General features: G+C 42.1%; 19 protein-coding genes and 1 pseudogene. 12 read left to right on the top strand and 8 right to left on the bottom strand.

Annotated features, from left to right (window positions below; all coding sequences use genetic code 11):
• The first annotated feature begins 233 nt into the window (after nt 1-233).
• Entirely contained in the window at nt 234-1,838 is a 1,605-nt protein-coding gene (locus AB4274_RS12340) for a mechanosensitive ion channel family protein (RefSeq protein WP_050647849.1), read from the top strand.
• Nucleotides 1,839-2,072: 234 nt separating this feature from the next.
• Entirely contained in the window at nt 2,073-2,906 is an 834-nt protein-coding gene (locus AB4274_RS12335) for a RecX family transcriptional regulator (protein WP_372112150.1), read from the top strand.
• A 255-nt stretch (nt 2,907-3,161) separates the two neighbouring features.
• Here the strand turns inward: AB4274_RS12335 and AB4274_RS12330 are convergent, their stop codons facing one another.
• Nucleotides 3,162-3,818, bottom strand: a complete 657-nt coding sequence (locus tag AB4274_RS12330; RefSeq protein WP_372112148.1) for a nitroreductase family protein — start codon at nt 3,816-3,818, stop codon at nt 3,162-3,164.
• 1 nt (nt 3,819) lies between these two features.
• The gene (locus AB4274_RS12325; protein ID WP_136974669.1) at nt 3,820-4,110 is read right to left on the bottom strand and encodes a putative quinol monooxygenase; all 291 of its coding nucleotides are present in this window, start codon (nt 4,108-4,110) and stop codon (nt 3,820-3,822) included.
• Nucleotides 4,111-4,486: 376 nt separating this feature from the next.
• Here AB4274_RS12325 and AB4274_RS12320 point away from each other — a divergent pair.
• A pseudogene (locus tag AB4274_RS12320) lies at nt 4,487-5,406 on the top strand (LysR substrate-binding domain-containing protein).
• A 14-nt stretch (nt 5,407-5,420) separates the two neighbouring features.
• Here AB4274_RS12320 and AB4274_RS12315 read toward each other — a convergent pair.
• A complete protein-coding gene (locus AB4274_RS12315; RefSeq protein WP_372112163.1) occupies nt 5,421-6,071 on the bottom strand; it encodes a sulfite exporter TauE/SafE family protein in 651 nt (216 codons plus the stop codon).
• On the opposite strand from AB4274_RS12315, the gene AB4274_RS12310 reads away from it, so the two are divergent.
• Nucleotides 6,047-6,436 (top strand): hypothetical protein, encoded by a 390-nt coding sequence (locus AB4274_RS12310; protein ID WP_170962819.1) that lies wholly within the window; start codon nt 6,047-6,049, stop codon nt 6,434-6,436. The genes AB4274_RS12315 and AB4274_RS12310 overlap by 25 nt on opposite strands.
• A gap of 91 nt (nt 6,437-6,527) precedes the next feature.
• Complete coding sequence (locus tag AB4274_RS12305) at nt 6,528-7,001, top strand: DUF1349 domain-containing protein (RefSeq protein WP_372112146.1); 474 nt, start codon at nt 6,528-6,530, stop codon at nt 6,999-7,001.
• Between the two features lie 120 nt (nt 7,002-7,121).
• Here AB4274_RS12305 and AB4274_RS12300 read toward each other — a convergent pair whose 3' ends face one another.
• From AB4274_RS12300 to AB4274_RS12290, 3 genes are all read right to left on the bottom strand, one after another.
• Nucleotides 7,122-7,988, bottom strand: a complete 867-nt coding sequence (locus AB4274_RS12300; RefSeq protein WP_372112144.1) for an abortive infection family protein — start codon at nt 7,986-7,988, stop codon at nt 7,122-7,124.
• 368 nt (nt 7,989-8,356) lie between these two features.
• The gene (locus AB4274_RS12295) at nt 8,357-8,914 is read right to left on the bottom strand and encodes a DUF1349 domain-containing protein (protein ID WP_198589518.1); all 558 of its coding nucleotides are present in this window, start codon (nt 8,912-8,914) and stop codon (nt 8,357-8,359) included.
• A gap of 17 nt (nt 8,915-8,931) precedes the next feature.
• Nucleotides 8,932-9,960: a radical SAM protein gene (locus AB4274_RS12290; protein ID WP_055023927.1), complete on the bottom strand. Its 1,029-nt coding sequence runs from the start codon at nt 9,958-9,960 to the stop codon at nt 8,932-8,934.
• A gap of 299 nt (nt 9,961-10,259) precedes the next feature.
• Between AB4274_RS12290 and AB4274_RS12285 the strand changes: the two genes are divergently transcribed.
• The 3 genes from AB4274_RS12285 to AB4274_RS12275 all read left to right on the top strand — a co-directional run bounded on the left by AB4274_RS12285 (nt 10,260) and on the right by AB4274_RS12275 (nt 12,213).
• Nucleotides 10,260-10,550: a putative quinol monooxygenase gene (locus tag AB4274_RS12285; RefSeq protein WP_102322251.1), complete on the top strand. Its 291-nt coding sequence runs from the start codon at nt 10,260-10,262 to the stop codon at nt 10,548-10,550.
• Nucleotides 10,551-10,648: 98 nt separating this feature from the next.
• Nucleotides 10,649-11,389: a sulfite exporter TauE/SafE family protein gene (locus tag AB4274_RS12280; RefSeq protein WP_372112142.1), complete on the top strand. Its 741-nt coding sequence runs from the start codon at nt 10,649-10,651 to the stop codon at nt 11,387-11,389.
• 44 nt (nt 11,390-11,433) lie between these two features.
• Nucleotides 11,434-12,213 carry a glycine betaine ABC transporter substrate-binding protein gene (locus AB4274_RS12275; protein ID WP_102322250.1) on the top strand — a complete coding sequence of 260 codons (780 nt, stop codon included), beginning with the start codon at nt 11,434-11,436 and terminating at the stop codon, nt 12,211-12,213.
• 60 nt (nt 12,214-12,273) lie between these two features.
• On the opposite strand, the gene AB4274_RS12270 is transcribed toward AB4274_RS12275, so the two are convergent.
• Entirely contained in the window at nt 12,274-13,197 is a 924-nt protein-coding gene (locus AB4274_RS12270) for a LysR family transcriptional regulator (protein ID WP_102490406.1), read from the bottom strand.
• Nucleotides 13,198-13,413: 216 nt separating this feature from the next.
• Here AB4274_RS12270 and AB4274_RS12265 point away from each other — a divergent pair, with 216 nt between their 5' ends.
• The 4 genes from AB4274_RS12265 to AB4274_RS12250 all read left to right on the top strand — a co-directional run bounded on the left by AB4274_RS12265 (nt 13,414) and on the right by AB4274_RS12250 (nt 15,739).
• Nucleotides 13,414-13,704 carry a putative quinol monooxygenase gene (locus tag AB4274_RS12265; protein ID WP_102322248.1) on the top strand — a complete coding sequence of 97 codons (291 nt, stop codon included), beginning with the start codon at nt 13,414-13,416 and terminating at the stop codon, nt 13,702-13,704.
• Between the two features lie 199 nt (nt 13,705-13,903).
• Nucleotides 13,904-14,194, top strand: coding sequence for a putative quinol monooxygenase (locus AB4274_RS12260; protein ID WP_055026561.1), 291 nt, complete (start codon nt 13,904-13,906; stop codon nt 14,192-14,194).
• Nucleotides 14,195-14,276: 82 nt separating this feature from the next.
• Nucleotides 14,277-15,359, top strand: a complete 1,083-nt coding sequence (locus AB4274_RS12255) for an L-dopachrome tautomerase-related protein (RefSeq protein ID WP_102475381.1) — start codon at nt 14,277-14,279, stop codon at nt 15,357-15,359.
• Between the two features lie 194 nt (nt 15,360-15,553).
• A complete protein-coding gene (locus AB4274_RS12250) occupies nt 15,554-15,739 on the top strand; it encodes a hypothetical protein (RefSeq protein ID WP_102530869.1) in 186 nt (61 codons plus the stop codon).
• 154 nt (nt 15,740-15,893) lie between these two features.
• Here the strand turns inward: AB4274_RS12250 and AB4274_RS12245 are convergent, their stop codons facing one another.
• Entirely contained in the window at nt 15,894-17,741 is a 1,848-nt protein-coding gene (locus AB4274_RS12245; RefSeq protein WP_372074923.1) for a M3 family metallopeptidase, read from the bottom strand.
• Between the last annotated feature and the right edge of the window lie 161 nt (nt 17,742-17,902).

The following is a 17,902-nucleotide window of genomic DNA, read 5'->3' as shown; positions in this document are numbered from 1 at the left end:
TGAGCCAACATCGTATTTAGGGCGCTTTAGTGCTGTGCTCGAATGAAGATATTGGCTGTTGTTCTTTGTTGGATGCGTACTCTACAGGTCATAAGAGGGGATTGGAACTCTCAAATATTAGAAGCAGGCTGATAATTTGCGAATTTTTAACATAACATACGTTTAAATACTTGTTATCCATATTCTTTTTACTACTATTTATAGGGTCAATTTAGACAGTGATAGGAATTAATATGATGAAGGTTTGGCGTTGTCTATTGTTAATGTTGGCGTTTGTCGCATTTGGAAGTTATGCGCAGAGCGTTGAGAAAATCGCAGAAGTACAAGATCAGTTAATGCTCGATCTAGCAACATTAGAAACGGCGCATGATGCTGAGAAGCCCTTTCTTGAAGATATCTTAAGGCGTAAGAATCAGGGCCTACGCGAAGAGATTTTTTCACAGCTATCGTCAGATAAAAAAGAGGGGCTGGATGTCACTCTTGCTCAGCAGGTCGAACTGCTACAAAAATTGCTGTCGTTGAATGAAACTAAAATCGTTTCAATGAGTAAAGAAAACCGTTCAGCTGAAGGTGACGCTAAAAAACGCCTTGAATTGCGTATTCAAAAACGAATCGGAATGATGGATGTCTATTATCAGCAGCTTGCTAAGACCTTAAATTGGTCGAAAGAGCGTGGTGTTGATGTTGCTGTTCCTGAAGGTGAACTTAAAACGGCGTTAATTGCTCGTTCTAAATACCTGACAAATGCCATTCTTTACACAGACACACAGCGACAAGATCTAGAAGCGCGTTTGTCTTTTGTGAATGAAGAAGAGAAAGCGACGATTAAAAAGGAGCTTGAACGTTTCAGCGAGCGCACTAGCGTTATGGTCGCGAGCTTAGAAGAAACCATCACGCTAATGGAACCGTTTGGCGTGGATGTGACTTCGTACAAACGTGTTTTGCTAGCGACGACAGGTGACATTAACGCCGATGTGTTGGATGTTGATGTTGCACTGGAGCTGTTGGATGGTTGGCTTCGTTCGTTCAGTTCATGGGCTTTTGAAAATACCCCTTCTTTTATCGTTAAACTTGCTCTGTTTCTCGGTATTTTGTATGTAACTCGCCTTATTGCTAACGTGGCTCGCAAAACCGTTCGTAAGAGTGTTTCGCACTCTAAAATGGACTTCAGTGTATTGATGCAGGACTTCTTTGTATCCATCGCATCTAAAGCAGTCGTGTTTATCGGTTTGCTTATTGCACTGTCTCAAATAGGGATAGAGCTAGCACCTCTTCTTACTGGTTTCGGTGTAGCCGGTGTCATCATTGGTTTCGCATTGCAAGACACACTATCTAACTTTGCATCGGGTTTGATGATCTTGATCTACCGTCCTTATGACGTCGGTGACATGGTTAAAGTGGCAGGCGTGCAAGGCACGGTAAAAGACATGAGCTTAGTATCGACGACTGTTCAAACCATTGATAACCAACGCTTGGTGATCCCAAACAACAAGATTTGGGGTGACGTGATCAACAACATCACGGCAGAACGTGTAAGACGTGTTGATATGGTTTTCGGTATTGGTTATTCAGATGATATCGATAAAGCGAAAGCGGTATTGAACGACATCATTCTTGCACACCCTCTAGTGTTGAAAAAACCAGAGCATATGATCAAGCTTCATACCTTGAATACGTCTTCTGTTGATTTTGTCGTCAGACCTTGGGTTAAGACCGATGACTATTGGGATGTGTATTGGGATGTGACGGAAACCGTGAAGAAACGCTTCGATGAAGAAGGTATCACGATCCCATTCCCTCAACGAGATGTGCATATTTACAATCACGAAGAGAGCTAAACGAAAGAGCTAATACGAAAAGCGATTTCGAAAAGAGCTATTACGAATAAAGCTAATACGTCAAAGCTAAGCGTAGCTTAGAGTCGACATTCTTAATGTGATATCAAATGGACGCTGAATAAGCGTCCATTTTTATTGGCTGCCGTTTATATTGAGCTTCATTCTTTTATGTCACTCAACCGCCTTAGAATTACGTTATGATGGGGTAGGCTTAGTTTGGACAGTTGAAATCGAATGGATGATTCACAGCAAAAAACGAATACTAGAAATACACCTGTAAGAAAAGCGACCCGAATCGAAAGCGTCATGAACTCTGCGATGTGGCATTTAACTCAGCGAGATATGACGGAAAGCGAGTTGGTTGCGAAGCTCAAAGTGAAAACCGACAATCAAGAATGGATCGATGAAACTCTAGGGACACTGAAAGGCTTCGGGTATCTCAAGTCTGACCAAGTGTTTGCTGAACAATTCGTGGAACAAGCTTTTTCTGGTGAATTCGGTTCTCGATATATTGTCGAAAAATTGAAGAAGAAAGGCCTGACCGATTCAGTGATTTCTGATGCAATCCATAAGGTGTCTTTCGAAAAGTCTATTGATGAACAGACCATCCTGATAGACCGCATCAACCATTACTATACAAGTTTTACCATGAGCCGTGAAAAGCTTGTCGCGACCCTGCAAAAGCGTGGCTTTAGCTATCAACAAGTTAAGGTAGCGATTGACCAGCACCCACAAGCGCATCAACTGAAAAGTAACATTCAAATTAAGGCCGAGAAAGCCGACTTGGAAAAAGAGGTGCTCAAGTACGCTCGTAAAGGCAAGGGACTGACTGCCATTCAGCAAGAACTTAGACAACGACAAATTGACACAAGTGAACTGTCATCGCTCATCGACCGATTGATTAATGAAGAGCAGCTAGATTTCTATTCTTCGTGTATAGAACAGTTGCAGAAGAAGCCTTATGACCTAAACGATCATAAAGAACGCTCTAAGGCTTACGCGATGCTAAGTCGAAAGGGGTTCTCTTCTGACGAGATCAAATTTGCATTGAGTGAAGATAACGAATAACTAAGCCGGAAAAATTTCCTATTGTAGTATGTTGGTTTGTCCTAAGTAACTATTGGACATAAGTGAGCTATATAGATTGGTAAATTAGCGTTTAACGGATTATTTAGGGTATTGCAAAGTCGCTAATGTAATGGCTCAATTCACCTACCCACAACAATAAACTTAGACCACATACTTCTTCAAATAACGCTCGATAAACGACATCAAGCGTTAAAATTGACAAGTGTCAGTCCATTTCAGGATAGGTCATTAGGTTCACAAAACCGTCAAAACAGTATCAAGGTCTAAGCGCGACTTTGGTAAATTTGCATTGTAATCTTCATCTTTATGATGATAGCCCATCGCCAAAGCAACGTCGCATTGATAGCCACCAAGTTCCTCTTCAAACTCTTCACCAATTAGATCTGAATCAACACCTTCCATCGTTGTGGAATCGATATTTAATCGTGCCAAAGTATGTAGAGTATTACCTAATGCAAGGTAGGTTTGGGCTTTTGTCCATGCAGTTGTATCACCTGATTCACTCGTGTTTAACTCGGCAAATGCAAACCCACCAAATGCTTGTTCACGATTTTCAGGATCTAATCTACCGTCTTTAATGCTTTTATCGACAACTTTTTCATAGTCTGCACGCGTATAGCGAGTATTGTGAGCAAATAAAATAATATGTGATGCTGCATTAATGTGTGGCTGATTAAACTGGTGTTTGTTCTTGAAAGTTTTGTTCATTCGTTCTTTGGCTTCATTGCTTTCAATTATTATGAACTTCCATGGTTGAGAGTTAATTGAAGACGCTGATAGACGAATAGCCTGATAAATCACACTTAAGTCTTCTTGTGGAATACGCTTAGTCGCATCGTATCGTTTAGCAGTATAACGTTGCTCCAGATCTTTAATTATTTGGTGCGTCATATCATGCGACCTGTGTCATTTCGTTCAAGGTAAAGCTTGCTACCGCTTCTTCTGTTGCAGCCATGTATTCAGCTAAATGTGTATTACCCATATGTGCTTGCCACAGTTCGCGAGATTGCCAGTTCTCGTAGAACATAAAATGTGCTGGGTTTTCGTTATCTTGATGAAGGTCGTAGTTAATGCAGCCTTCTTCAGCACGCGTGATATCAATCAACTTTAATAGCTCTGCTTTAACCAGTTCAACTTTATCTTCGTTCGCAACAATATTTGCAACAATAGTCAATTTAGTCATCTTTATTTCCTTTATCTCTCTACTTGTTAACAACAATAATAACCCTAAAAAACAATACCTTATTGATGTGGGTTGCTGTAAGCACTGGCAATACCAATCAGTGTAGACAAAGAATTGTCATTGATTATCTAATTATTTTTTAAACATTATCTAAAATAACTTGATAATCATAAACGTTATGCGCTTGGTCTTGTGTTTATTCGGGGTCGTTCGAATGAGATTATGGTAGGCGAGTTATTAAAAATTAAAAACAGGCTTTAATTTGAATTATTATCAAAAATAAATTGAATATGTATTGTTCTGTTGTTAAGACTGCTTTATAAATAGCAGCAACGTAGCATTTACTGCTGCCCCTTTTTCGAATGAAGGTCTCATCATGCTCTTAGAAGATTTACAGGTTATTTTGAAAGTTGCGGAGTTTCGCAGCATCACCGCAGCGGCAACCAATTTAGATATGCGTACCGCCACAGCCAGTGCAGCGGTAAAGCGCGTTGAGGCATCACTGGGCGCGGAGCTTTTTTTGTCCGTACAACCCGTCACTTGCGATTGTCCTCTGCTGGTGAGCGTTATTTACCTCAGTGTGAAGAAGCGCTAAAGATGCTTGAGCGGGCCAAAATGAATATGCATGAAGATTTGGGCATTATTGATGGTGAAATTCGTATCGCGCTATCGTCTGATTTGGGACGTAACCTTATTACTCCTTGGTTAGATGAGTTTTTATTGCAGTACCCGAATGTCTCACTGCGTTCAAGTATTAGCGATAGCAATATTGATTTCTACCGTGATTCTGTCGACATGGCTCTGCGCTATGGCTCACCAACCGATGCCAATATGTATGGCTTTAAAATCTGTGATGTACCGAGAGTGCTGTGTGCAAGCCCTAGCTATTTAGCGGAAAATCAAGCACCCACTCAGCCGAACGATCTACTTGAGCACAATGCGTTGTTTTATCAATTGCATGATGTGTTGCAAAATGAGTGGTTATTCAGTCATGAGGATACGACTCATAAGGTAAAACTGAAAGGCAATAGAGCTTCGAATGATGGCGATCTGGTGAGGCGTTGGTGTGTTGCTGGTAAAGGGGTGGCAATCAAATCGTGCCTTGATATGTCTGATGACCTTTTAGCAGGTCGAGTGGTGAGTATTATGAAAGAGTACAAACCAACGCCGACTGAACTCTGGTTGGTTTGCCCGAGCCGTCAGTCCATCACACCAACGGTTCGGCTGTTAAGAGATTTCTTTAGAGAGAAAACTAACGTGATACTTGAGCAATTAGCAGAAAAAGGAGTGCTATAGATACTGCCGATGACTTATAGCGTGGTGACTCCAGAGTACAACATTTTTATAGCCGTAATGAATAATACGCTATAGCTGATTTTGTAAATCAGCTCTTGAGTGATGATGTTAACCAACCAAACACCGGTTCTCACCCCCAGAAATGCAATAGGTACAAGTACGAGTGAGGTCATCAAGTTTTGTGTATCAAGCTGTCCCATATAACTGTATGGGACTATCTTAACAAAATTAAGCCCAGCGAAAAACACAACGCTGGTGCCGATAAGTTGCTCTTTAGGCAGTTTCTTGGGTAGCAAATACATGCTTGCTGGCGGCCCCCCAGCATGAGCTATCGTACTCGAAAAACCTGATAATAGGTTTAATGCATAGCCTTTGATTCGGTTAGGTGAACCTGATTGCTTCAACAATAACTTTTGCCCCAGAAAAGTCAGCGCCAATCCACCAATCATTAGTTCAACAATGTGTGTCGGAAGACTGCCCATGAAGTAAGAAGCGGCCATAACCCCTAATACCGCAAAAGGCATCATGACTTTGAGTTCGGCATAATTGCAATTTTTACGATGATAAAACAGCGCCATTAGATCCATTCCACATAAAAGTGGCAATAAAATAGCAGCAGCTTGGACAGGCGAAACACTCATTGCCATTAGTGGCACCGAGAGCATACCCAAAATTCCTCCAACACCGCCTTTTCCCATCCCATAAAAGAACACAGCAGGTATCGCAGCTAGACGGCATAACGGGTAATTATGGCAACTTCCATGGCATCAATGTATTGACGGAACTTAATGGACAATTACCACAAGATAAAGAGACATTTTTGCGTACCATTGATCATTTCATGATGATGAAAGAAAACGAGCAAAATAACTTTATTTTAGGCCGTCGCACCCACCACTATGCAACACTGAATGACATGAACAATACGCTTATGTATGACACGGTGCAGCAACAGCTAAAGCGCATAGAGCAGCAAAAACTTGGTGACCTTGAAGATATTTTTTATAGCCTTCGCCAACGCATGATTTAGACCCAAGGAGTCCGAGATGAAGAATTTAAACGACTGGTACATATAAAATGAGAACCCAAGCCATTGGTCATTTGAAAATGGGCAGTTGTCGATGCAAGTGCAAGAGGGCAATATTTTTGGCGCGGGTTCAAGTGACGTGGATAACATATTCATCCACCCCGTATCTCAGCCCAATTATAGCGCAGAAGTCACCATCACCTTAGAGCCAACCTTGCCATTTGAACAAGCTGGCTTAGGCATTTACTGGGACAACAACAACTACATCAAAATTAGCAAAGAAATGTTCATGGGCGAGCTTTCGATTGTGTTTGTTATAGAGCAAAATGGTCGGCCTGAGATCAAACAGCGCTGCTCATTTGAAGGCGCGACAGCCTCAGTTAGATTAGAAAACAATGAGGGTACTATCACAGCCTACTTGGGAGGCAATCAAAAGCAGTCTTGGCATGTCATTGGATCTGCGAAGACATTAAATGGACTAGCAAAAGGAGTGATGCTTTATACCTTCAGTGGAAGTTCAAACACACCGAATTTTGCTAAATTTAGTGAATTTCAACTAATGAGCTGAGTCAACCTGGTGTATAACAATTGGCTTTTGGTAATAGTTTTATTCTTGAAAAAGTCATGTTAACCGATAGCGCTTAGCGGGGTCGAAACACACATTGGGGCAAGAGTGTGTTTGCCATGATCATTCCCAGCAAGTATCTGTCATAGTCGTTTGTTGTCTCGCTGACTCACGTTTTTCGTCCCAAGTCTCAAGCACGAACATTGCTATTGTATGGGCTGAATGAACTGCTAATCGAGCATGACGAGGCTTTAATTTATACATAATACGTCCCTCACCGTACGCGGAGCTAGCATGTGTACGGAAAGCACCAATACCATCAACAATCGATAGGATTCCCGATAGTACCTTTTTGAGATCGTCGTCCTGAACTAACTTAGGGTCAAAACCTAAGTCGCCACGCACAACCTTCCAAACATTTTGTAAGTCTTGCTTCTGGGGTTTGTCTAATTGTTCGTCCGCAATGTATACCTTAAATATTGATTCCAAAATGTTACATGCTGCTGATACTGATTCTCTAGGTTCAGAGTTTACGTTTGCTAGTGCCCTTGTAAATTCGGCTTCAATCGAGGGAATGTCTCTACCTTTAATTAAATCTGATAACGAGCGACTCGGAGCAGAACTACCATCAGATACAAGACCGCCAGCGATGTAAGTCAGATTGCACTGTGAAAGAATTGATTCGAGCTTTCCTTTGAATTCTTTTTTGTGATTGGTAACGTTAGTTCCCCACAATAAAACATCTTCCTCTTCTTGCTCTGGCAACTCCATGAACGTCTCAATTAGCTTACCAAGAACCTTTAGCGGGTCATCTGACTCTTTATTAATGAGCCTTAGCCACGCTTGCACTTTGACAGGTTTTGAACCTTCAGGTGGTTCTCCTGGTGCATCAGCATACAGAAAAAGATTATCTAGACTTGCATGGGTTTCAAGCGCAGCTAAATTGTTTGATAAAACCGCTATTACTGGTGCGGGAATGCTTCTTTTCATATAGCCTCTTAAATCCTTATTATTACCAGCAAACGGCGCGTGAAGTGCTGGGCAGCGCCAACTACCGTGGTTAAGTTATTGTACCGTTAGTACTTAAATGGTAAGGCACCCAGATTAACAGACATTACACAGACAAGAAAAAGTAGGTCAAACCACCACACTGTGATTTGTGAAGTTGAACGTTACTGGCAAGCAATGGGGCATTTCTGAGTTACATCGTCCCGCCAGCAAGGTTCTGGACAATTCCGTTTTAGCGAAATTGCTAATTCAGCAACACATGGATCATTAAAAGTATGGCAACGTCACTTAACTAACCCACTCAATCTTTATTAATGGAGCAGGCCAGTTCATCTTATGCGGGATGCACATTAGTTCAAATCAGTTAGCTCAAACTCACTAAATTCAGCAAAGTTGGGCACAGTGATTCTGCCGCTAAAGGTGTAAAGCATAACGCCTTGCTCGTGCCCTGATAGTGCGGCAGTGCTTATAATTGACTGCCATGTGTCGTTATCTTGCGTTCGATAATAAGCGCGAACTTTAGTGTCGCTTCTTTCAAGCTTTACCGATACTGTCGACTCACCGAATAATAAGCGATGTTTAATATCAGGCTGACCATTTTGTTCTACAACAAACACCAGCGATCGCGCACCCATAAACATCTCTTTACTGATTTTTATATAGTTATCATTGTCCCAGTAAATCCCTAGTCCAGCCTGCTCGAAACTGAGGTTCGGATCTAGATTAATCGTCACCTCCGCGCTGTATTCTGGCTTGTCTACCGGATAAATAAAGATGTTTTTTACATCATTAGCGCCAGCACCAAAGATATTGCCCTCTTGAACTTGCATTGTAAGCACTTCATTTTTAAACGACCAGTGCTCTGGGTTTTCATTTTGAATCGTCCAATTATCTAGATTGTTTATCATTGCGCTGTTCCTTACTATTAGATCATACGTTGGCGGAGTTGATAGAAAATATCGTCAAGATTGCCAAGATTTTGCAGCTTAATTCGGTCTAGTTCTTTTTGTACGCTGTCATACATAAGCTGATTTCGCATATCACTCAGTGTGGCGTAATAGTGCATGCGGCGACCTAAAACAAAGTTATTCTGGTCGTTTTCACTCATCATCATAAAGTGCTCAATGGTGCGCAAAAATGTCTCTTTATCTTGTGGTAATTGTCCATTAAGTTCCGTCAATACATTGATGCCATGGAAGTTGCCATAATTACCCGTTATGCCGTCTAGCTTGCTGATAAGCTGATATTGTTCTTCAAGCATCTCTCGCTCTGTTAGTGGTGTAAATTGGCCGTTTTGTACTAACTCATCCAATTCAGTTCCCGATTTAACCGCCAGCGAGAGTATGCGAATTTCGTCTGGGTTGATTTGATTCAGTAGCTCGGCCGTTGCTGCGATATGTTGCTCTGACAGTTCTTTTCCACCTAAGCCAAGGATAATGAAGGTCATCATTTTCATACCCGCTTGCTTGGCATATTCGGCTGACTTCAAGATTGATTTCGGGGTGATCCCCTTTTTCATCAGTTTTAGAACCTCGATAGATCCCGACTCCATACCGCAGTAAAGCATGTTTAGCCCAGCATCGCAGATTGCTTTCATCTCCGCTGGCGATTTTTTAGTCATGGTCTGCGCCCGGCCATAAGAGCTGATCTGTTTAAGCTCCGGAAAAGCCTCTTTCAGTGTATTGAGCACGTCAAGTAAGTCTTGGGTTTCCATGGCGAATGAGTCGCCATCTTGCAAAAAACAGCTATCAAAGGTTCTGTTTTTATAAAACGCCCTCGCCGCCCAGATATCACGCTTAATATCTTCAACCGGACGAATAGAGAACTCCATGCCTTCAAAAAGGGTGCAGAACTTACATTTATTCCACGGGCACCCTTGTGTGGTTCTGATAAGCAAACTGTCTGCTTCTGATGGTGGGCGTATTGGGCCCTGTTGAAAATGTATCTGTGACATGGCTATTTATCCAATGAATTGAAATTGATTTGGCCATCCTACGGCAAATTTTACACGGTAAAAACGCGGTATTATTTGAATTATTATCAAAAACAAATAGATAAACACCGTGCACATCACCACACAACGCGATCTAATTCCCTCTTTATGGTCAGACTTAAAAATCAATTCTCAAACTAAATTTGATAATAAATCAATTTCTAGGCTGTTTTTACTTTGCAATAATCACCGTAATATACACCCAAACCAACAACGCAGCACACCATCAGCTGCTTCAACTCCATACAAAGGAACACACTATGACTAAGCTAACTATCGTTGCAAACATCGTGGCCAATGAAGACAAAATCGAACTGGTAAAAGCAGAGCTGTTGAAATTAATCGACGTCACTCGTGCCGAAGACGGTTGCATCAACTATGACCTCCACCAAGACAACGAAAAACCAGCACACTTCACTTTCTACGAAAACTGGGTATCACGTGAACTTTGGCAAGCACATATGGGTAATCAACACCTTGCCGATTATATGGCAGCAGCTGAAGGCTGTGTGGCTAGCTTCGTTGTAAACGAAATGACCCAAATCGCTTAAGCCAACTTTGTATACCCCCTTATTTGAGTCAATGGCTTTAAAAGTTTTTTGCTCAAATACACTTGTTTTCATCTACGTATTTTCTTGGTTTACATATCATGATCACAGACCTTTGGTTTTATGTTGCAGCGATACCTGCCGTTTTTTTCTATGGCATGGGCAAGGGAGGGGTCGGCGGTATTTTGGGGATGCTATCGGTACCTTTGATGGCGATGAGCGTATCGCCAGTTCAAGCCGCTGCGATTTTATTACCATTATTGTGTGGTATGGATTTAATGGCGCTGTTTTACCACCGCAAGAACTGCAATTACGTCGAGCTAAAAAGTATGATGCCCTTCGCTATTTTGGGGGTGATGAGTGCTGCTTATTTTATGGGTAGTCTGTCAACATCTGTAGTTGAACTTATCATTGGGGGGCTGGCTTTGGTCTTTTTAACACAAAAGTTTCTGCTAAAGCAGGTTCAATTTAGCCACCCGATAAAGGGCTATGCCTTAAGTATGTTGTCTGGGTTTTCCAGTACAATTGCCCATGCCGGTGGTCCGCCTGCAAGCATGCATCTACTGCCAAAAAATCTGCCGAAAGAACAATTAATCGGCACCAGCGTAGTATTTTTCACGGTGCTTAATTTTATTAAGTTGATCCCATACAGCTATATGGGGCTGCTCGATATGCAAAACTTGATGACCTCGTTAGTTTTGGTGCCGATTGCGTTTTTAGGGGTTAGAGCCGGTGTGTGGATGGTGAATATCATCTCTCAACAGTTGATTTACAAGATAAGTTATAGCGTTCTGTTTCTTACGGGAACAAAGATGCTCTATTCCGGCCTCACGGCACTTTAAATGCGATTTTAAAACCTCTTTTTCTTTTATCATAAGGTCACGTTATGTCTAACATTATCAATCTCGGGATTACCGATTTATCTTTTCATCGCGTTACTGCATCGATAGTTAGCCATGTCTTAACTGATATGGGTTTTCAGGTGGAACGTGTCTACGCACCACATCAAGAAAATTTCCAAAATCTAAAAGTGGGCCGTATCGACATGCTCTCTTCTGCCTGGTTACCTTCAAGCCACGGTATCTATAAATCCGATGTTGAAACGGTAGAGCCTTTGTTAGAGTTAGGTTTGCACTATAAACCGTACGCTCTATGGGGGGTGCCCGATTATGTACCTGAGGAGGTTGTTTCACAAATCAGTGACCTATTAAAACCAGAAGTCGTTAAGCGCACCAACAAACACATTCAAGGTATTAACCCAGGTGCTGGCATTACCCGATTCTCTATTGAAATGATGGACCAATATGGATTAAGCGATGTGGGTTATCATTTTCACTCTGGTTCAGAAGAGGATTGCTTTGGTGCCTACGAACGTGCGGTTGAAAATAATGAGTGGGTTATTGTGCCATTGTGGAAACCACAGTTCTTGCACCACCTATTTACTATCCGTGAATTAAAAGAGCCCAAAGGATTATTGGGTAGCGTTGATCGCGCCATATTATTACTTCGACAAGAAAGATCAATCGTATTTACCCCAGCACAGTTGGCACAGCTAGATCAATTGCGCTTTTCAAATGAAATCATCGCAGAATTGGATTACAAGGTTTGCCGTGCGGGATTAGCGGTTGATGATGTGACTCGTGAGTGGTTGGACAACCATCAGTAGTTAAGACCATCACCGCTTTACTGAGGGCTGGCAATTTCCACGCCCTCACAACCTCAACAGTTAACCCAATAGAATCCCTTTGTCCTTCATTTGGATTAGAATCTGTTCGGTCTTTTCTCTAAGCATATCCCTTATTAGGCGGACGGTTGGGGTAATAGATTGTCGGCTTGGGCATATTAACCAAAGCTCAGTGGAAGTCGGTTTATAGTCTGCCATTACATTGACTACTTTCCCTGTTAGCAAGTCATCGGCCATATCGAGGCAAGACTTGATTGCTACCCCTTTCCCCGCCACACACCAGCGCCGAACAAGATCGCCATCATTAGATGCTCTGTTACCTTTCAGTTTTACCTTAATGTCCTCTTTTCCATCATTAAACAACCACTCATTTTGCAAAATATCATGTAACTGGTAAAACAGGGCATTATGTTCAAGCAGATCATCTGGCTCGGATGGAGTACCGTATTTTGCTAAATACTCCGGGCTGGCGCACAACAGCCTTGGCACATCACAAATTTTAAAACCGTACATACTCGCATCGGTTGGTGAGCCATAGCGCAGCGCCATATCAACAGAATCTCGATAAAAATCGATGTTGCTGTCACTGATACTGGAGCGAAGTGAAACGTCTGGGTAGTCCAACAAAAATTCATCAAGCCAAGGTGTGACCACATTTCGGCCCAAATCAGACGAAAGGGCGATGCGGATCTCTCCATCAATAATCCCTAGCTCTTCACGCATGTTCATTTTGGCTTTTTCAAGCATCTGCAACGCCTCTTCACACTGAGGCAAATAACGCTCGCCGGCAGAAGATAAGCGTAAATGACGAGTCGTTCGTACAAATAATTCAGCCCCTAATGATGCCTCAACACGTTTCACCGCCGCACTTGCCGTTGCCGTGCGCATATCCAGATTTGTCGCAGCAGCAGTGATGCTGCGAAACTCTGCGACTTTTAAAATGACCTGAAAATCCTCTAAGAGCATAACCGTTACCTTTTAATCAGTGTGTTAACAAAATCTGAAAATGACTATCCCTTTATATCGCACCACATGAAATATTAAAAGATTATTATCAAATTTTAATTGGTAATTATTCAATTGATGGGCTGTTTTTCATTGGTAATGTTCGCGCTATTATACCTCCATACCAACAACGCAGTGCGCTAAGCACGGCACTAACTCAGAACGAAGGAAACTCCTATGACTACATTAACGATTGTTGCAAACATCAAAGCCAATGACGACAAAATTGAACTTGTGAAAGCTGAGCTACTAAAACTTATCGAGATAACTCGTGCTGAAGAAGGTTGCATCAACTATGACCTTCATCAAGACAACGACAACCCAGCGCATTTTACTTTTTATGAAAACTGGGTATCACGTGAACTTTGGCAAGCTCATATGGGCAACCAGCACCTTGCTGACTACATGACAGCAACCGAAGGCTCTGTCGCAAGTTTCACTGTCAACGAAATGACCAAGATCGCTTAGTTAAAAATTAACGTATTTAAACATTCAATTATCAAAATAGATTTGAAAGTATTTACAATATAAGTCAGTAATTGAGTGTAGTACCTGTACTACATTTAGTGAGTAACTCAATATGACATGACGAGTTGCCCTATCACTAAAACATTAAAGACATCAAAATTACCGACGATTTCGGTATCAAATTTAAAAGGAACATCCCATGACTACATTAACGATTGTTGCAAACATCAAAGCTAATGACGACAAAATTGAACTGGTGAAAGCCGAGCTACTAAAGCTTATCGACATTACTCGCGCTGAAGAAGGTTGCATCAACTATGACCTTCATCAAGACAACGAAAACCCAGCGCATTTTACTTTTTATGAAAACTGGGTATCACGTGAACTTTGGCAGGCTCATATGGGCAACCAGCACCTTGCGGACTACATGACAGCAACGGAAGGCTCTGTCGCAAGCTTCACAGTCAACGAAATGACTAAGATCGCGTAACGACAACATAAAACAAGCTTGTTATAGCACTATGCCCTGACTAAAACGGTTAGGGCATCAAAGAACACCAATGAGGCTCGACATGAAAAATATCAAAATCTTACTAACACTTGCGACTGCGATGATAGTTAACACAGCGCAAGCGGCTGATATCGAAGTGGTTGCCAAGCTTGATGGCACACGACCAGGGAACATTACAGTAACGAAGCAGGGGCGTACTTTCCTTTCTATGCAACCCCTTGATGCACCTGAACTTCGTGTTGTTGAATTGATGAAGGATGGCTCAACCAAAGCATTTCCAACCCAAGACTGGGCAGATGGTCCAGATAAAGGTGAGGTTGGTTTGGCTTCAGTAATCGGTATTGATAGTACCGATGATGGTGTTGTGTGGGTGTTAGATATGGGCAGTGAAACTTCGCCTTCGCAAATTGTTGCATGGGATACCGTCAACGATAAGCTATTTAAACGCATTGAAATTGGAAAAGACGTACAGGTCGGTAACTCTTTTTTACAGGATTTTGCATTAGATACACTGCGTAACCAGATGTACATTGCCGATACGAGTTTAGGTAATCTGTATGGCGAAGCTGCGCCTGCCTTTGTTGTTGTAGATTTAAATACAGGTAAATCTCGCCGCGTTTTGCAATCAAATAAAGCACTGCTTTCACCTGAGCATGAAGTTGTGATTGATAGTTCTCGTATGGCGACAAAGCGTGAAGATGGTAGCGTTGATGCGCTTTATCTTGGTGTGAATCCAATCACTATTGATGCAAATAATGAATGGCTATATTTTGGTACAGTCAATGGTAGTGCTATCTACCGTATTCCTGCCGCTGCTCTTGCTAACACAGCGCTTAGTGAAGATGCATTGGCCGAGCAGATTGAATTTTTCAGTGAAAAACGTCCAAGTGATGGCATGATTATCGCAGATAACGGTGATATCTATGTCGGTGATATTGAGAAAAATGCTGTTGGTGTGGTGAATAAAGACGGCTACAAAATCTTTGCACAAGATGACAAGTTATTGTCATGGGCAGATGGTTTCTCTATCCAGGGTGATTACTTGTACGTCACTCAAAACTCTCTTCACTTCCACCCTGCTTTCAACGAAGGCGAAGAAGGTTCAACCAAGCCATACCATGTGCTTCGAATCAAACTTAACTAATTGATGGTCTTTATGGCGGGAGTCATTCTCTCCTGTCCTTATTTTTCAATTCAATAGCGAGCCCATCATGAAAAATTCACGATAAAACCGAGTCGAGACCTTATCCAGATGTCTGAATTTGCCTCATCTGCTGTTGGCGGAGGTGATGTGATTGCTGACGGTAGCAAGGTTACACATCTTCAGGTTGGAACCGCGTGGTTGGTCTGTTTTTTCCGACTTGGGACACTGTCGCGATCAATCAAGGTAGCAACGATGTGGCCAGAGGCGGAGGCAGTACTGATGGTATGTTAGCTCAGGAAGTGGTTGGTCATGAAGATCGCTTTATAACTTTTCCAGATCACCTTTCTTACGAAGAAGCATCAACTGTAGTGGATCAGTAAATTTGGCCACATAGTCAGAACTCTAGACATAAGGAAAAGTAAGTCTAATCGCGTGTCTTGAAATTAGCCTCAATCCTGCTCTAGCTTGTTTTGGGGCAAAAATGAGTTATGTCACTACTCATTTTTGCCTTTTTCATTAGCATTAAAACTCAATCTATCGACCGTATTGCTCAATAATAAAGTGCTCAAAATCATCACACATTTGGTCATTCGACTTTGCATTATTCGCTAATTCAGTTGCTCCATCAACGATCGATACCTTCGCATTCAAATCCGCGACTGGTGCACGTTCTCTTGTCGACAGCTGTTTGATTTTTTGCTCCTCAATCGCCCAAGCCTCCTCTGGCGATAAGTTACACTCGTCAGCGAGATATTTGGCATTAAAACCTTCCCCAGTCAGGCTTTCGATTGTACCGTTATGGTTCACGCTATTGCCTTTATGCCAATAGTGTTTCGCCAACAAAGGCCCGATCTCTGGGTTATCTGTTAAGTAACCAAACTTGTCGGTGAAATAAGCTCGTGTTTGATACACCGCCATATGAGCCAATAGATAACCTTGGTATGAGCAAGATGCTTCATCAGACAATAAGTGAGGGATCGCCATCAGTGGACGAGGGCTGCAAGACAATCCAAGAATTGCCTTTTCACTGCTACGAGCAAGTGCCGTGATTTTTTCAGGCGTGAGGTCTTCATCAGCTAATTCGTACAGGGCTCGCTCGAAATATGGAACCACAAGAATGCTGCGTTCTTGGTAAGCTCGGAAGGGCTGTTTATTGTCGATGATGGCTTTAATTAGATCATCTGGCACAGGTTGCCCGTCCGCATTTAGAGCGTACTGTTTTAGCCAGTCAGCGTCATTTAACAAGCTGTCGCAGAACATGGATTGTGTTTCAGCATAAGCCATCGAAGTCGGCGCAAACTCTTGAGAGAAACAAGGGGCGTTCATTTTTACATTAGCAAAATGCGCCGCGTGACCACCTTCGTGAAATAGTGTGTTAATCCCATCATAGCCACTGCCTATTTGATCGGGCTTAGCGTTGCTAGTGAAATTAACTTGGGCCGCAACCCAAGCATCTTGGTCATAGAAAGAAGGGATAGGGCCATGGCAGAAGCCATTAGGGTACTTACCTTTACGATCAAGCAGATCCAATTTTAATGTCGCTTGAGAGTATTCGATGTTGAGGCGACCAAAAGATTCAATCCAGCGTCGAAGTGACTTTGAGAACGGAACATAAGGATCAAGATCATTCATAACGTCACCTGCAAAAGAGTAGGTAAAGTTATGGGCTTGAAGTGCATTCTCGCCTTTCTGCTCTGCCAAATTGGCTAGGCTTTGCTGATGGCTATCACGCGTGCGTGCTTCGAAGTCATCCAGAATCGTAAACAGTTGTTCTGTCGTCATCTGTTCGGTTTTTACCACCGAGTAATCAAAGAAGGTTTTAAACCCCAGTGATTGAGCAAATTGGTTACGTTTTTTGATCAGCTCAATAAAGCCGTTAACCAGCAGCCATTGCTCTAAATCTAATAATGCTTGATGTGCAGAAAGCCTAACTTGTTCATTACCATTACTTCTAACGGCTGAACCTAAAACGGGCAGCGATCCTTCTGTTTCATCACCTGTTTCATTTACGTAAGTCATTACATGATTCTGTTTTTTCTCAAACAGTTCAGCCTCAAACTTTATGAGATCGGATTTAAGCTTCTGTGACTGCTCAGACTCAATAGCGTGAGATCTAAAGGTCGCCAACCAACCATTCAAGCCTGTCAGCGTACTCTCTTTTTCGAGAGGATCTTGAATTTCATCAATAGCAGCGAGTTGCGTTTCGATAGCAGTAATCTGTTCGGCAGAGCTTAGAAATTCCGTCCACTGAGTCTGTGCGAGTGTCGAACCATCGTGGTCGTCACTGATACCCATATATGTATCCCAAAAGAAGTCTTCTTTCGCTTTATGAGTCGCAAGATACTTTTGATTCAATTGGTTTAGATAGTTCGTTGCAGTCATGACATTCCTTGAAATTTAACCAGTAATTTCAACATTATGACACATTCATTGAATGTATTTTGTGACGATAGATATAACTGAATGCAGTCACAGCCTATCGGTTTACTTTACAGCGTATTAGTGATAATTAACTGTTAATGGTTTGTTGTTTGCTAGTATTA

The organism is Vibrio sp. 10N.261.55.A10 (assembly GCF_041470825.1).
GTDB classification, from domain to species: Bacteria; Pseudomonadota; Gammaproteobacteria; order Enterobacterales; family Vibrionaceae; genus Vibrio; species Vibrio crassostreae_C.
This window is presented reverse-complemented; position numbering and strand designations above follow the sequence as displayed.

Bases quoted from the DNA above. Each gene is read 5' to 3' on its own strand.
- AB4274_RS12340 (WP_050647849.1), top strand. From the start codon at position 234: ATGATGAAGGTTTGGCGTTGTCTATTGTTAATGTTGGCGTTTGTCGCA.
- AB4274_RS12335 (WP_372112150.1), top strand. From the start codon at position 2,073: ATGGATGATTCACAGCAAAAAACGAATACTAGAAATACACCTGTAAGA.
- AB4274_RS12330 (WP_372112148.1), bottom strand. From the start codon at position 3,818: ATGACGCACCAAATAATTAAAGATCTGGAGCAACGTTATACTGCTAAA.
- AB4274_RS12325 (WP_136974669.1), bottom strand. From the start codon at position 4,110: ATGACTAAATTGACTATTGTTGCAAATATTGTTGCGAACGAAGATAAA.
- AB4274_RS12315 (WP_372112163.1), bottom strand. From the start codon at position 6,071: ATGCTCTCGGTGCCACTAATGGCAATGAGTGTTTCGCCTGTCCAAGCT.
- AB4274_RS12305 (WP_372112146.1), top strand. From the start codon at position 6,528: ATGCAAGTGCAAGAGGGCAATATTTTTGGCGCGGGTTCAAGTGACGTG.
- AB4274_RS12300 (WP_372112144.1), bottom strand. From the start codon at position 7,988: ATGAAAAGAAGCATTCCCGCACCAGTAATAGCGGTTTTATCAAACAAT.
- AB4274_RS12295 (WP_198589518.1), bottom strand. From the start codon at position 8,914: ATGATAAACAATCTAGATAATTGGACGATTCAAAATGAAAACCCAGAG.
- AB4274_RS12290 (WP_055023927.1), bottom strand. From the start codon at position 9,960: ATGTCACAGATACATTTTCAACAGGGCCCAATACGCCCACCATCAGAA.
- AB4274_RS12285 (WP_102322251.1), top strand. From the start codon at position 10,260: ATGACTAAGCTAACTATCGTTGCAAACATCGTGGCCAATGAAGACAAA.
- AB4274_RS12280 (WP_372112142.1), top strand. From the start codon at position 10,649: ATGATCACAGACCTTTGGTTTTATGTTGCAGCGATACCTGCCGTTTTT.
- AB4274_RS12275 (WP_102322250.1), top strand. From the start codon at position 11,434: ATGTCTAACATTATCAATCTCGGGATTACCGATTTATCTTTTCATCGC.
- AB4274_RS12270 (WP_102490406.1), bottom strand. From the start codon at position 13,197: ATGCTCTTAGAGGATTTTCAGGTCATTTTAAAAGTCGCAGAGTTTCGC.
- AB4274_RS12265 (WP_102322248.1), top strand. From the start codon at position 13,414: ATGACTACATTAACGATTGTTGCAAACATCAAAGCCAATGACGACAAA.
- AB4274_RS12260 (WP_055026561.1), top strand. From the start codon at position 13,904: ATGACTACATTAACGATTGTTGCAAACATCAAAGCTAATGACGACAAA.
- AB4274_RS12255 (WP_102475381.1), top strand. From the start codon at position 14,277: ATGAAAAATATCAAAATCTTACTAACACTTGCGACTGCGATGATAGTT.
- AB4274_RS12245 (WP_372074923.1), bottom strand. From the start codon at position 17,741: ATGACTGCAACGAACTATCTAAACCAATTGAATCAAAAGTATCTTGCG.